13 protein-coding genes are annotated in these 13,996 nt (G+C 47.6%); 6 read left to right on the forward strand and 7 right to left on the reverse strand.

Annotated features, from left to right (window positions below):
• Positions 1-76 precede the first annotated feature (76 nt).
• From purT to sbcB, 7 genes are all read right to left on the reverse strand, one after another.
• Positions 77-1,252, reverse strand: coding sequence for a formate-dependent phosphoribosylglycinamide formyltransferase (purT, locus tag L4D06_RS07170; protein ID WP_274165558.1), 1,176 nt, complete (start codon positions 1,250-1,252; stop codon positions 77-79).
• A gap of 176 nt (positions 1,253-1,428) precedes the next feature.
• Positions 1,429-2,313 (reverse strand): DMT family transporter, encoded by an 885-nt coding sequence (locus L4D06_RS07175; protein ID WP_274165557.1) that lies wholly within the window; start codon positions 2,311-2,313, stop codon positions 1,429-1,431.
• 121 nt (positions 2,314-2,434) lie between these two features.
• The gene (gene cdd, locus L4D06_RS07180) at positions 2,435-3,322 is read right to left on the reverse strand and encodes a cytidine deaminase (protein ID WP_274165556.1); all 888 of its coding nucleotides are present in this window, start codon (positions 3,320-3,322) and stop codon (positions 2,435-2,437) included.
• Positions 3,323-3,457: 135 nt separating this feature from the next.
• Positions 3,458-4,162 (reverse strand): CidB/LrgB family autolysis modulator, encoded by a 705-nt coding sequence (locus L4D06_RS07185; protein ID WP_429738516.1) that lies wholly within the window; start codon positions 4,160-4,162, stop codon positions 3,458-3,460.
• Positions 4,162-4,509 (reverse strand): CidA/LrgA family protein, encoded by a 348-nt coding sequence (locus tag L4D06_RS07190; RefSeq protein WP_429738496.1) that lies wholly within the window; start codon positions 4,507-4,509, stop codon positions 4,162-4,164. The genes L4D06_RS07185 and L4D06_RS07190 overlap by 1 nt, the downstream gene beginning before the upstream one ends.
• Positions 4,510-4,626: 117 nt before the next feature.
• Complete coding sequence (locus L4D06_RS07195; protein ID WP_274165553.1) at positions 4,627-5,127, reverse strand: hypothetical protein; 501 nt, start codon at positions 5,125-5,127, stop codon at positions 4,627-4,629.
• 134 nt (positions 5,128-5,261) lie between these two features.
• Complete coding sequence (gene sbcB, locus L4D06_RS07200) at positions 5,262-6,686, reverse strand: exodeoxyribonuclease I (RefSeq protein WP_274165552.1); 1,425 nt, start codon at positions 6,684-6,686, stop codon at positions 5,262-5,264.
• Positions 6,687-6,948: 262 nt separating this feature from the next.
• Here sbcB and L4D06_RS07205 point away from each other — a divergent pair, with 262 nt between their 5' ends.
• The 6 genes from L4D06_RS07205 (at position 6,949) to L4D06_RS07230 (ending at position 13,933) form a co-directional block, all read left to right on the forward strand.
• Entirely contained in the window at positions 6,949-7,839 is an 891-nt protein-coding gene (locus L4D06_RS07205) for a TauD/TfdA dioxygenase family protein (protein ID WP_274165551.1), read from the forward strand.
• 548 nt (positions 7,840-8,387) lie between these two features.
• Entirely contained in the window at positions 8,388-10,043 is a 1,656-nt protein-coding gene (locus L4D06_RS07210; protein ID WP_429738499.1) for a peptide ABC transporter substrate-binding protein, read from the forward strand.
• Positions 10,044-10,052: 9 nt separating this feature from the next.
• A complete protein-coding gene (locus tag L4D06_RS07215) occupies positions 10,053-11,000 on the forward strand; it encodes an ABC transporter ATP-binding protein (protein ID WP_429738501.1) in 948 nt (315 codons plus the stop codon).
• A gap of 10 nt (positions 11,001-11,010) precedes the next feature.
• Entirely contained in the window at positions 11,011-12,027 is a 1,017-nt protein-coding gene (locus L4D06_RS07220; protein ID WP_274165548.1) for an ABC transporter ATP-binding protein, read from the forward strand.
• Positions 12,024-12,992, forward strand: a complete 969-nt coding sequence (locus L4D06_RS07225; protein WP_274165547.1) for an ABC transporter permease — start codon at positions 12,024-12,026, stop codon at positions 12,990-12,992. The genes L4D06_RS07220 and L4D06_RS07225 overlap by 4 nt, the downstream gene beginning before the upstream one ends.
• Positions 12,989-13,933 (forward strand): ABC transporter permease, encoded by a 945-nt coding sequence (locus L4D06_RS07230; RefSeq protein WP_274165546.1) that lies wholly within the window; start codon positions 12,989-12,991, stop codon positions 13,931-13,933. The genes L4D06_RS07225 and L4D06_RS07230 overlap by 4 nt, the downstream gene beginning before the upstream one ends.
• The last annotated feature ends 63 nt before the right edge of the window (positions 13,934-13,996 follow it).

Raw genomic sequence — 13,996 nt, forward strand, 5'->3', positions numbered from 1 at the left:
ACGGGCTCAATAAACACGCCACCCATTAAGGTGGCGTGTTTGATTACGGCGGTTGTAGATTGAAGTAATAGAGAAACTACAGCTCAACTTTTACGGCAGAGGCTACAGCGACTGCTTTGCTTATCGCAGCATCAATCGTGTTGTCACGTGCTAGCGCAACGCCAAGGCGGCGTTGACCATCAATGTCAGGTTTACCAAACAAACGAACTTGCGAATCTTGGTGGCGCAGCGCTTGTGTTAGACCCGTAAATCCTATGTTGTTTGACGTGCCTTGGCCTAAAATCACTGCGGATGCGGAAGGGCCGAACTGCCTAATGTTGTTGATGGGTAGTCCTACAAAAGCGCGAACATGAAGGGCGAATTCTGACAGATCCTGAGAAATCAATGTCACCATACCGGTATCGTGTGGGCGAGGGGAAACCTCACTGAACAGCACTTCGTCACCTTTAACAAATAGCTCGACGCCGAACAAACCATAGCCGCCTAATGCCCCCACCACTTTTCTGGCAACGTCTTCCGCGGCAGCACGCGCTTTATCACTCATTACTTGTGGTTGCCATGATTCGCGATAGTCACCGTCTTCTTGGCGATGTCCAATTGGTGCGCAGAAATGAATGCCATCAATCGCGCTAATGGTAAGCAGGGTGATTTCGTAATCAAATTCGACAAAGCCTTCGATGATGACGCGTCCGGCACCTGCACGGCCACCTTCTTGAGCGTATGCCCAAGATGCCTCAATGTCAGCATCGGTTTTAATCACACTTTGGCCTTTGCCAGAGGAGCTCATCACTGGCTTAATCACACAGGGTTTACCCACAGATTCGACTGCACTGCTGAATGCTTCAAATGTATCGGCAAATGCATAAGGTGATGTGGCGACACCAAGGTCTTCTGCAGCTAAGCGGCGGATGCCCTCACGGTTCATGGTGAGTTGGGTGGCGCGTGCGGTAGGGATAACATTGAGTCCCTCTTTTTCTAGCTCAACAAGGCGGTCTGTTGCAATCGCCTCGATTTCTGGGACAACAAAGTCAGGTTTTTCTTGTGCAATGATCGCGGCGAGCGCATCACCATCAAGCATATCGACGACATGGCTGCGATGTGCGACTTGCATCGCGGGTGCATCAGCGTAGCGATCACAAGCGATGACTTCAATGCCAAGACGTTGGCATTCGATGGCCACTTCCTTACCTAATTCACCAGAGCCTAATAGCAAAACACGCGTTGCGCCCGGACGAGTAGCAGTTCCAAACATGATTATCTTCCAACAATGCAATTAACTGCTGGTGATTTTACCTTAAGCAAACGTTTGCGCAAGCGTTTGCTTTGGCGGTTGGTCCGTTATTGGTTGCTATGATTCTGATTGAGTATGGGCGTGCTGAAACAAACGGCCACTATAAGTGGCCGTTTGTATACGAGAGTTCTAGCGGTTTAAGCCGTTCTTGGTTTGCGAGTTTCCCAATGTGTAATGAAAAACACGGCAGCGACAATAATGGCAGCACCCAACCACAAACGACCTGGCGGTACCCAGCCAAACACTAAGAAACCAAATAGCACGTTGAGTGGCAGTTTTGCGTTATCAAAAGGCTGAACAAATGACGCATCTGCCGCCGCATAGGCTTTGGCTATGGCCCATTGCGCAATGGCAGTTAGTAAGCCAGCCCCGAGAAGCATGAGCCAAGCTGTGTTACCTGTTGGCAGCGTCCATTCGGGGATCGCCAAAACAATGTTGAACGGGGTAATAAGCAGAAGGAGATAAACCACCATGGTTGTTGGTGAATCTGCATGAGATAACTTTTTCACCATCAAGGAGTATGTCGCCCAGAAGAATGCAGCCCCAATGGGTAATAGTGTGGCCAAGTTAAAATCATCAGACCATGGTTCAAGAATGATCATTGCGCCGATAAACCCGCTTAACGTCGCTATCCAACGGGCAGGGCCAACACGTTCACCCAGAAACAAACCTGAGCCTATGGTGGCGAATAAGGGGGATGTCATTAGCAGCGCGATACCTTGCCAAATCGGTACGGGGTAGGCAAGCGCCCACAACCAAAGTTGTATCCCAATGACTGAGAAGAACACGCGTAAACAGTGCATGCCGAGATGGTCGGTTTTTAATGCTTCACGAATTCCCATGCTACGCAGCCAAGGGATCATCGCAACAAGCGCAATGAAGTATTGGATAAAGGCGACCGTCGTAGAAGGCAGTTGCATCTTGAAGCTTACATATTGGGCTAGACTATTGACCATCGCGAAGCAAACGCCAGCGGTAAGCATCCAAGAAGCGCCAATAATAGGGTTGTGAGGTTGGCTCATGCGTGTTCAGAATTTAGAAAAAGTGACGTGATAGTAGCTAACTTTTAACGCGGGGTATAACGAAAACGCCAGTGTTTGCTGGCGTTTTTCTTTTTTGGACGACAAATGTGCGTTATTAGCGCTAAATCGCCAAATAACCCAACGGAATGTCTGGGTTTAGTGCTTCAAGAATGGCTTGTGTATCTTGCAGATGGCTAACAACAGCACGGGCTTTTTCAACCAGAACAACCTCTTGGATGTCCTCCAATTTTACGTCAGCCAAGTTCATCGCAATGAGAGCAACTTGAAGTGGTGGAAGGCTTGGATTGAATGCCGCATTTTCAGCATACATGCCAGAATATACGTTGCCGTTGATGTCTCGAATTGCTGCACCACTCAAATTGTGTGAGTAGGGGGCATGGCTACGATTGGTTGCCGCGACGGCAGCTTGTACAAGTGGCTCGTCTTCACTGATAGTTAAACCGTGATCAACCGGCGCAAGCAGAGGCTGTTCGATACCGAGGTCTGCTGGCCCAAATGGCTCAGGCAAATATTCATGCAGCAATTTGGCATCACGGTTGGGCAGTTGAATGTTGAGCTTATCAGCGCCGTTAATTTCGTTCATAAACTGGCGGCAGTGACCACAAGGGCTGTAGTTAATTGTGATGTCTTTTAGTGCCGTTTCGCCTTTTAACCAAGCATGACTAATGGCTGATTGCTCTGCATGAACAGCTTGGCTCAATTGAACGCCTTCAAACTCCATGTTTGCACCAAAGTAGAGCTTGCCTGATTCGCCACGAGCAATAGCACCGACATAAAATTTAGAGATGGGTGCAACAGAATAGGCTGCTGCCAAAGGCAGTAATGCAACGCGCAGGTCTTGATCGGACAAGCCTGTGATTTCAAGCAAGTTATCGTATTCTTGTGCGCTAATAGTCGCATCAAATTCTGGAGAAGCGCACAGCGTTTCTATGGCTTCTTTCAGTGGCGACGAAAGCGCTGAAATGGCTTGTTGAATGCTAACTCGCATGTTTGCTCCAAAGGCAATGGTATGGCTGAGTATTCTACGGGCAAACGCTGGATAATAAACGTGATCAAAATCACTAAGTCAGTGCAATCATATCTCATGTTTCATAAATATAGGTGACCTCACATGAATTCGATTTCATTTGAAGCAAGTCGTGATTGCGTTGCAATTAACAAATAACTCAACGACATGGAAGATAAATGGGGCAAGTATTGCACTGATAATGCCGCAAATAACCAATGCTAACGAACTGAACGCACCTTCCTGATAGTTTGTCTCTGCTGCTTTTGCCGTTCCAATTGCGTGAGATACTGCGCCAATTGATAATCCACGCGCCAACGGTGATTTGATCTTCATGGCGTTTAAAAGTGGGTAAGCGAACAGTGCCCCGAGTAGACCTGCAATAACCACCAGAGCGGCAGTAACCGCGGGTATGCCGCCAATACTTTCAGCCGTACTTAATGCAAAGGGCGTAGAAATCGACTTAGGCAAGACAGACGCCGCAATTTGTAAATCGCCGCCAGCTAGAAGAGCGATAACCGATCCAAGAATCATTGATAGAACACTTGCACCTGTACAAGCTATCAATATGATTTTCCATTGGCGTCGAATCACGTGCATTTGTTCGTAGAGAGGATAAGCCAGAGCGATCACTGCTGGGCCGAGCATAAAGTTGATGATGGCATTTTGGTCAAAATAGGTTTCATAGGTATTGTCCGTGAATACCAGCAATGGCATCAATACCAACATACTGAGCAGCATCGGATTAAAGACGGGATGGCGTAACTTCAGCGCAACCTGACGGGCAATAAAATACGTGACTAATGTAGCGAACAACCAAATCATTCTTCGCTCCCCTGAGATCTATCAACAAGTTTTGCCACAATAACAAACACCAGCAGTGAGCTTAGTGCTGTGGCACTGAGTAGTGGAATTGAATCGCTGATGAGAAAATGGAAATGGTTCATTAATCCCATGCTGGCTGGAATGAAAAACAGCGGCATGATGGTGATGAGCAATGTACAGGAATCTTTAACCCAGCGAGCGGGTACTATGCCAGTTGTGAGGCTCACAAAAAGTAACAGCATGCTTACGATGCTGCTGGGTATAGGAAGATGTAACAGCTGAGTCAACAAACTACCAATCAGGTAGTAAACGGCAATGAGGACAAAGCCAAGAAGATGTTTCACGGAGAAAAGCCAGCAAGGTTGAACGTAATGCTATTTTAAACTGAGCTGGCTATGAAAATCTTGTTCAATGCGAGGTTATTCCCACTATTGCACATTAGTTAGGCAAATGTGTTCGTGTTACATAAAGTAGGCAAATGCAGCGGCCACCGTTAAGAGCGATATTAATGTGACAGCGATAATAGGAAGAATGTGGCGATTGGTACCGATGTTATCAATCACAGGTTCGTCAATGTGAACATCGAGCGGATCTGGCACGGATGGATCCGGCGCAGGCATCGCCTGGCGTTGGTAGGTCTTTTGAGGCAAAGAGACGCGATAACCATGATCACCAACCACATCTAACGGAAGTGCTTTTTCGCCTTGTCGATATGACTTAGATAGCAGTGAGCACAGACTGCTTTGATGCTGAGAAAATGAAGAATCAGGCAGAGAAGTGGATGCATAGAGCACGCGAGCAGATAGCACCTCCCCCGCATGATAACAAAGCATTTCCAGCAACCGACATTCTTCATAGGTGAGTGTTGTCACAGAGCTGTCTTGCCAATACAAGGAGCGGCTTTCAGGCTCGAAATCGACGTCAGAAAATCGGTAGCATCGACTGTTAACTTTCGTGACCATTTAATCATCCATATCACTATCTCTTATAAGAAAAGTGTGGACTCAAATCACAGAATTTCAACCGTAACACCCCTGTTTATTCAGGGGTGTATAGCGCACATCACACGGTATTTAGGGAAAGTCAGTGATAAACACTAAGATACAAGCGATTCAACGTAATGATAAACGGACTTAAGGATGGACAATTTTTTTTCATCGCTTTGATGTTCTTCCACTAGATCTTCTAACCGCGTCATATATTCGGGCAAGTGAGTTTCGAAATAATCACGACGATGAAGGTGCCAGTTTTTCTGTTCGCTATCGGTTAGCGTCCATGAGAAGTTTCGAGCACGATAACGGAATAACAACGGCTTAATACGTTGGTCTGACACTTTAATATCAAGCGCGGCAAGGTTTTCAGGCTTAGTTTGACGAATGATATCCATGGTAGAGCGATCAGACGGTGAGAAAAAGCCATTGTATAACTCGGCATCTACATTATTGGAGGTCGCATATTCTGGCTTCTCCGCATATAGCGCGACCAGTTTCTCTCGAACCTCTGGATGGGCTTGAAGTTTTTTGAGATTTTCCAAGCAGAACTGACGATCGATACCTAGCCTTTCTGCATCTTCAGGTCGCAAGGTCTTAGCTTCAGCAAGCACTGGGCATTTATTGATATGAATGAGCTTTATAGGGGCTGGAAGTTCATCATGGGCGAGGTCAGCGCGTTTGGTGTAAAGACGCTCGCGCAGGGCATCGGCATCGAGATCAAATAAAGGGGTAGGGTCTAACGCTAAATCGACAGCAATAACCGCATTCTTGTTGTCTGGGTGCCAAGCAACAGGCACAACCCAGCTTGTGTTACCGCGCTCTGTGCCGAACATGCCAGATACATGAACCAATGGTTTCATGGCAACAATATCAATTAGTGCGGTCAGCTTGTTCTTATTGCGGTGCGTATATAGGTAATCAAATAAGCGAGGCTGGGCTTGCTTGAATTTTTTCGCCATTTCGATAGTAGCAATCACGTCTGCCATCGCGTCATGCGCATTGGCGTGTTCAATACCATTAGCGACCGACAAGTGTTCCAGTTTAAAGCTGGTAAACCCCTCTTGGTTCTCGGGCCACTCAATACCGTCTGGACGAAGCGCATATGCTGCGCGCATGGCATCTAAGAGATCCCATCTTGAATTCCCGTTTTGCCAGCTCCAGCCATACGGGTCAAAGAAGTTGCGATACAAGGTATAACGAGAAACTTCATCATCAAACCGTATATTGTTATAGCCAACGGAGCAGGTTCCTGGCTGAGAAAACTGCTCATGGATCTTCGCAATGAACTCTGGTTCAGGAAGGCCACGACTTACCGCTGTTTGTGGTGTTATCCCCGTGATTAGACACGCTTCAGGTTGAGGAAGGTAGTCATTCGGTGGCTGACAGTAGATCACCAAGGGTTCACCAATGATATTGAAGTCTTTGTCTGTCCTTACTCCTGCAAATTGGCAGGGGCGATCAAGTGCTGGACTGATGCCAAAAGTTTCATAATCAAAGAAGAAAAAAGTCGGTTCGTTGGTGTGTGCCACGGCGGTATCCAAGGGTTTGAAAGACGAGGCGATGTTACCGCAAATCAAAAGAGAAATCTTGCGGAGGAAAGGAAAATAGGTCGATAGCACCCTATGCCAACGAGTGGGGGATTTGGCGTCCAACGACTTACAATATTGTGTGATGGGTTGATCTAAGGAGCACACTGACGTTTTGTTGAGTTGCTAAGGTGTATGATGAACGATAAAGACGCTTTGCCCGTTCTAATACGTCGACAACCTGCTCAATCATTTGGAAGGACAGATGCTAACAATCACGCCACTCACTCCCCATATTGGCGCCATCATTGATGGTGTCGCGCTTGCATCGTGCAGCGACGACGATTTTGCACAGATATATCAGGCATTTTTGAACGACAAAGTGGTGTTTTTCAGAGATCAGTATCTTTCTCCTGATGAACAACTCGCACTTGCTCGTCGGTTTGGCGAGTTGGAAGCGCCGCATCCATTTTTCCCCCATGTTGATGGCTTCCCACAAGTGAGTGTGATTGAAACGACGCCGGGTAATCCGCCAGGGAAGAGCTATTGGCATACGGACATGACATGGCAAAAAGCGCCGCCAAAATGCTCAGTGCTTTGCGCTCAACATCTTCCTGATGAGGGAGGGGATACAATTTGGACGTCAATGGAAGCGGTATATCAATCCTTACCTAACGCAATGAAACAATCTTTGCAGGGACTAACGGCAACTCATGCTGTTCACGGTTTTGCCGGTAGTCGGTTTGATAAAACCAACGCGAAGGGCGAAAGTAAAGTTGCGCAGATAGCTGGCAAAATGAATGGGGTACAACACCCATTGGTCGTTCGTCATCCAGAAACAGATCACCCCAGTCTTTACATTAACGAACAGTTTTGCCAGTACATTGATAACCTCGATTTGGAATGTGTAGAAATAAACGCTCTCAGTGAAAAAAACGGCAAAGACGGGGATAATTTGCTGTCTTCACTATTTTCTCTGAGTCGTGAGGAGGCGTTTCAGGTTCGATTTACCTGGGAAGCAGGGAGTGTCGCTATTTGGGATAACCGCTGCACCCAACATTTCGCTGTCACGGATTATGGTGATAAGCCACGTAAACTTCATCGTGTGGTGGTTAAAGGCGAAAAACCGGCTGCCATGCCAACTCTGGATGTTTAAACCACACGCTATCGTCCCGTTTTAACTCCCGTCGACGATAGCCTGCCATATTGAGGTCGCGGAATACGTCGTCCACTTCTCAATCTATTAGTGCCTAACTATTCACTGGGGGCGATGGTTTGGGTCGTCGAGGAATTGTGCGGATCTCACGTTAACCCTAGACAATTTAATGGCTTGTAAGCGACCATCTGTATGTGTCTCTACCCTCACATGCTCTCCCTTCATAAACATACCGCATGATTACCCATAAAATTAGCATTGCCATTGTGATGCTTGATGTTTATTGGTGTAACCAATTGAGCTGTAAGTATTTAAATTGTTAAAAATGTTTAAATGCGACCTGTTCGGGCATTTTCGTGATTTATTTGTTCTTTCTGCATGAATTGTAAACAATGTGCAGTCGACAATAATCGAAACATATGTTTAACATTGAAGGCATATGCGCAATTTTCAACTGCATTTAGTTTTGGGGCTAATGAAACCACCTTAATTGCGCATGATATTTGGGTAACGGAATTTCCCCAGCTGCATACAAAGGAACTGATAAAATGAAGAAAACAATCCTCGCATTGGCGATGGCAGCACCTCTTGCGCTTTCGGCTGCATCAGCAAGCGCTGAAACCCTGAAAATCGGTATGTCTCAATACCCTGAAGGCTTGCACCCTATTCTCGTATCAAACGTTGCAGCTTCTTATATTCTTAGCACGGCGCATCGCGGCACCGTCATTTATGGTAAAGACTGGCTGTTACAATGTAACGCCTGTGTGGAAGTGCCAAGTTTTGAAAATGGTCTAGCGGAACGTATAAAGCTAGATGATGGAAGTGAAGGCATCAAAATGACCGTCACAATTCCTGACGATCTTTTCTGGGGCGATGGCGTTCCAGTCACCAGTAAAGACATTAAGCTGGGTTACGACATTGAAACGGACGAGCGTGTCGGTAATCCGGGGTTGCAAGAAGCAAAAACCATGGAAAAACTGGTTCTGCTTGATGACAAAAATTTCGAAGTGTACCTGAACAAGATTACGTTTAAGTACAACACCTTTATTCCAACACCCATGCCTGCCCACGTGGAAGGCGAGCTATATGAGAGTGACCCAACCAGCTACTCGAAAACGACCAAGTACGCGACAGAGCCTACGAATCCTGGTCTTTACTACGGCCCATTTGTCATCGCCAAAGTAAATCCGGGCAGCTTTATTACTGCAGAACAAAACCCGCACTGGAAAGGTAAATCACCCGTCATTGATGAGCTTATCTTTAAAGCCGTTGAAAATACGTCAGCGCTTGAAGCCCACTTACTTTCTGGTTCAGTTGACTATTTACCGGGCGAACTTGGCCTTTCTCTTGATCAAGTGCTGCAACTAGAAAAACGCCACGGCAATAAATTCAACGTTCACTATGAGCCGGGTCTGCTTTACGAGCACCTAGACACAACAATGGACAACCCGCATCTTGCTAAAAAAGAAGTGCGTCAAGCGCTGCTTTACGGCGCAAATCGCCAACAGCTAGTTGATAAATTGTTTGCGGGCAAACAGCCCGTTGCCGATACCAACGTGAGCCCGCGTGATACGACGTTCTTTGCTGATGTCAAGCGTTACGAATACAACCCAGAAAAAGCCAAGCAATTGCTTATTGATGCTGGCTATACCCTGAAGAACGGTGTCATGGTTGATGGCGATGGTAACGAACTCCAAATTGAACTGATGACAACGGCGGGCAACAAAACCCGTGAGTTGGTACAGCAAGTGCTGCAATCACAGTGGAAACAGATTGGTGTGAAGGTGAACATCAATAACCAGCCAGCACGCGTGTACTTTGGTGAAACGTTGAACAAACGTAAGCACAAAGGCCTTGCAATGTTTGCTTGGTATTCATCACCAGAAAGCCCTCCGCGTACCACGCTACTTTCAACCAACATCCCAACGGAAGAGAATGGTTGGTCTGGCCAAAACTACATTGGCTACAAGAACCCAGCGATGGATGAACTGCTGAACAAAGTTGAAGCGGAACTGGATACTGAAAAGCGTAAGAAGATCTTCCATGAGATTCAGAACATTTACGCGGAAGATTTGCCAGCGCTGCCATTGTATTTCCGAGCAGATAGCTTTGTGATGCCGAAATGGCTAGAAGGTGTGACGCCGACGGGCCACATGTACCCGTCAACTAACTGGGTTGAAGAGTGGTACACCACTAAGAAGTAGGAGCCGTCAATGGAACAGACGATATTGGATGTTCGTCGTCTGCGGGTAGCCTTTAAAGGCTACCCAGCGGTTAACGATATCAGCTTTCATATTAAGAAAGGCGAGATTCTTGGTGTTGTGGGAGAGTCAGGTTGTGGTAAGAGCCTTGCTGCACTTACCTTGATGGGGCTTCAACCCAATGTCATGAAAGCCAGTGGTGAGGTGGTTTTCCGTGGTGAAAACCTTCTCAACAACAGTGATGCGGATTGGCAAAAAGTACGCGGTGAAGGCATCGCCATGATTTTCCAAGAGCCGATGACAGCGCTGAATCCTGTTGTGACTGTCGGCGATCAAATCGCCGAAATGTTTGAGCTTCACCGTGGTAGTAATCAAGCCGAATCAAAAGAACGTGCGATAGAAATGCTGGAAAGGGTGCATATCCCTGATCCGGTTCGACGCGCAAAAGCCTACCCACATGAACTCTCCGGTGGGATGCGACAGCGTGTAATGATTGCCATGGCACTGGCATGTGAACCGGAGCTGATCATCGCCGATGAACCGACAACGGCATTGGATGTGACGGTACAAGCGCAGGTTCTCGATTTGCTCGAAGAACTGCGCGATACCACAGGTACAGCGGTTCAGTTCATCAGCCACAACTTAGGCGTTGTTTCGCAGCTCGCAGAGCGCGTTATCGTGATGTATGCAGGGCGTATTGTAGAACAAGCGACAGCTGAAGAGCTATTTGCAAACCCGCAACACCCGTATACCCAAGGCTTATTGGCAACGTTACCTAAAATTGGTGGAGCACGTGATGTGTTGCCAGCGATTCCTGGAGCAGTGCCACCTCTTGATCTGCGAGGCAATGGATGCCCGTTTGCAGATCGCTGCGGTAAAGCAACGCCAACGTGCGTATCTACCATGCCTGAAACAGTTGAATTAAGTGCCGTGCACACCGTTGCGTGTCACCATATCTAAGGACGGACTTATGACATTATTAAAATTAGACAATGTCTGTCAGCGCTACCCCATTGGACAAAAAGGGTGGTTTGGGAAACCTGCGCAAGAGTTGAAAGCCGTAAACAAGATTTCCCTTTCATTAGATGAAGGGGAAACCATTGCAATTGTAGGTGAGTCTGGTTGCGGAAAATCAACGCTAGGGCGCATGGTGGCGTTACTCGAACACCCTGTGGAAGGGACCGTAGAGTTAGCCGGTATTAAAACCGCAGATCTAAAAGGCGACGACCTCAAAGCGCTTCGACGTAAGCTAGGTTTGGTGTTTCAAGACCCATACTCAGCCCTAAACCCTCGCTTACCTGTTTCTGAGCTGGTGGGCGAACCGCTTGAGGTTTATAACGTTGGAGACAAGGCATCACGTAAGGCAAAGGTCATTGATGCTCTCATCGCGGTAGGGCTCAGCGAAGATGCTTTAGATCGTTACCCGCATGAGTTCTCTGGTGGTCAACGTCAGCGCATTTGTATTGCTCGTGCATTGGTACTTGAGCCTCAATTGATTATCGCGGATGAGCCTCTTTCAGCGCTCGATGTATCGGTGCAAAGCCAAGTCCTCAACTTGTTTGCAGAATTGCAGCGCGAACGAAACCTTTCTTTTTTCTTCATTAGCCATGACATGGCGGTGGTCGATTATCTTGCCGATACCATTGTGGTGATGTACCTAGGCCAGATTGTTGAGCAAGCGCCGCGCGATGCATTTTTTGCTAATCCCGCTCACCCCTACAGCCAAGCCTTATTAGCGGCAGTACCAGAAGTGGGCAGAGGAAAACGACGCAAAGGCTTATCACTGCAAGGTGATGTGCCAAGCCCAATCGATCCACCTAGTGGTTGTGCGTTTCACCCTCGCTGTGCGAAAGCGACAGACAAGTGCAAAACAGAAGCACCTATCGCGTCGCTATACGGCGGAGACAGCAAACACATTGTTGCGTGTCACTTTCCGAGTGAAGTGATAGATGCAAAAAAGTTTGATTGCAAGGAGGCCACGGTATGATGCAGTTCGTTATTGGCCGGGCATTACAAAGCGTATTTGTTCTGTTTTTGGTCTCATTTGTTTCTTACGCACTTATTGGTCTGATGCCTGGAGACCCGATTGATTTAATGGCAACGTCTGATCCGAACATGACAGCGGAAGATGTTGCCATGCTTAAAGCACTGCAAGGTTTGGATCAGCCGTTGGTTCAACGGTATTGGAACTGGCTGGTGGCAGCAGTGCAGGGGGATTTCGGATACTCTCGTTTGTATTATCAACCCGCAGAAGATGTTCTCATTCCGGCGGTTTGGAACACCGTGAAACTGGTTGGTATTGCGACGGTTCTTTCACTGGTTATCGCGATACCTGTTGGTGTCATCGCAGCATTGAAACACCGCACTTGGGCGGATTACGTCATCAGTTTTGGTGCGTTTGTTGGCTTTTCAACGCCAGCGTTTTGGTTGGCTTTGATGCTGATCCTCGTATTCTCTGTGACACTAGGTTGGTTACCAGCAGGCGGAACCGGAGAAGCGGAAGGTGGCGGTTTTTGGATTGAAATTAAACACCTTATTCTTCCTGTTATTTCGCTGACCGTATTGAACGTGGCAAGCCATTCTCGTTACGTTCGTGGCACCATGCTAGAGGTGATGCGTCAGGACTACATTCGAACTGCGGTAGCAAAAGGGGCGTCAAGAACGCGTGTTATTTTCCGTCATGCGTTGCGTAACGCCATGATCCCTTTGGTCACCATTATCGCGTTGGATATTGGCTTTTTGTTGTCGGGTGCACTTATCACCGAAACCGTGTTCGCATGGCCGGGAATGGGCAAGCTAATCTTCGATGCCATCATGGGCAATGACTACAATCTTGCATTGCTTGGTTTGATGGTGATTACCTTTACCGCGCTATTGGGTAATTTGTTGGCAGATATTGCTTACGCGAAATTGGACCCACGAATCAGTCTGACAAAAGGAGCTTCAGCATGACACAAGACATGACAAATGCTGCTCCGGTAGCAGCGCCAAAGCGCCAAGCATCTTCACCATGGGTTTTAGTGTGGCATCGCTTTTGTAAGCACAAAGCCGGTCTGGTCAGTGGTGTATTTATTCTGCTATTCGCCATTCTTTGCTTTAGTGCGCCACTGCTTGCGAGTTGGTTTGGGCATGACCCATTTGAAGTAGACTTCTTTGCGCGTTTTGAACCCGCGAGTGACACGCACTGGTTGGGTGCTGATGAGCTTGGGCGAGATGTCTTCCTTCGCTTGCTTTACGGCGGTCAAGTGTCGTTGTCTGTGGGCGCGGTTGCAGCACTCATGACCGCGGTTCTGGGTACATTGGTAGGTGTGTTTGCAGGTTACTTCGGCGGAAAGTTGGATGCGGTATTAATGCGTATTGCTGATTTCACGCTGTCTCTGCCTACACTGCCTCTGATGATCGTCATGGCAGCTGTAGATTTGAGTAAACTCGGTTTGCCTGAAAGCTGGGCGCAAGGCGAGAATGCAAGCTTCATTCGCATCATCGTTATTGTGGCTTTGTTTGGTTGGCCAACCACCGCGCGTTTGGTTCGCTCGGGTACGCTGTCGCTTCGAGAGCGCGACTATGTAAAAGCCGCTGTGGGCTATGGTGCATCACCATGGCGTATTATTCGCCGCCACGTGCTTCCAAACGTTCTGTCACCCGTGATCATTGCGACCACGATGGCATTGGGTGGGGTAATATTGCTGGAAAGTGCATTATCGTTCCTAGGGCTTGGCATTCAGCCACCAATGCCTTCTTGGGGCAACATGCTGCAAAATGCTCAGGAGGTTATTTGGCAGTCTCCGGGTTTGGCCATTTACCCAGGTATTGCAATATTGGTGACTGTGATGGCATTTAACTTTTTGGGTGATGCGCTGCAAGATGCGCTTGATCCCAAGTCAGATAACTAAACGTACTCTCACTTCCAAAAGCCAGCATCTGCTGGCTTTTTTGTTTTCCGACATATGAAATTT

The organism is Enterovibrio makurazakiensis, from assembly GCF_050336585.1.
GTDB lineage: Bacteria > Pseudomonadota > Gammaproteobacteria > Enterobacterales > Vibrionaceae > Enterovibrio > Enterovibrio gelatinilyticus.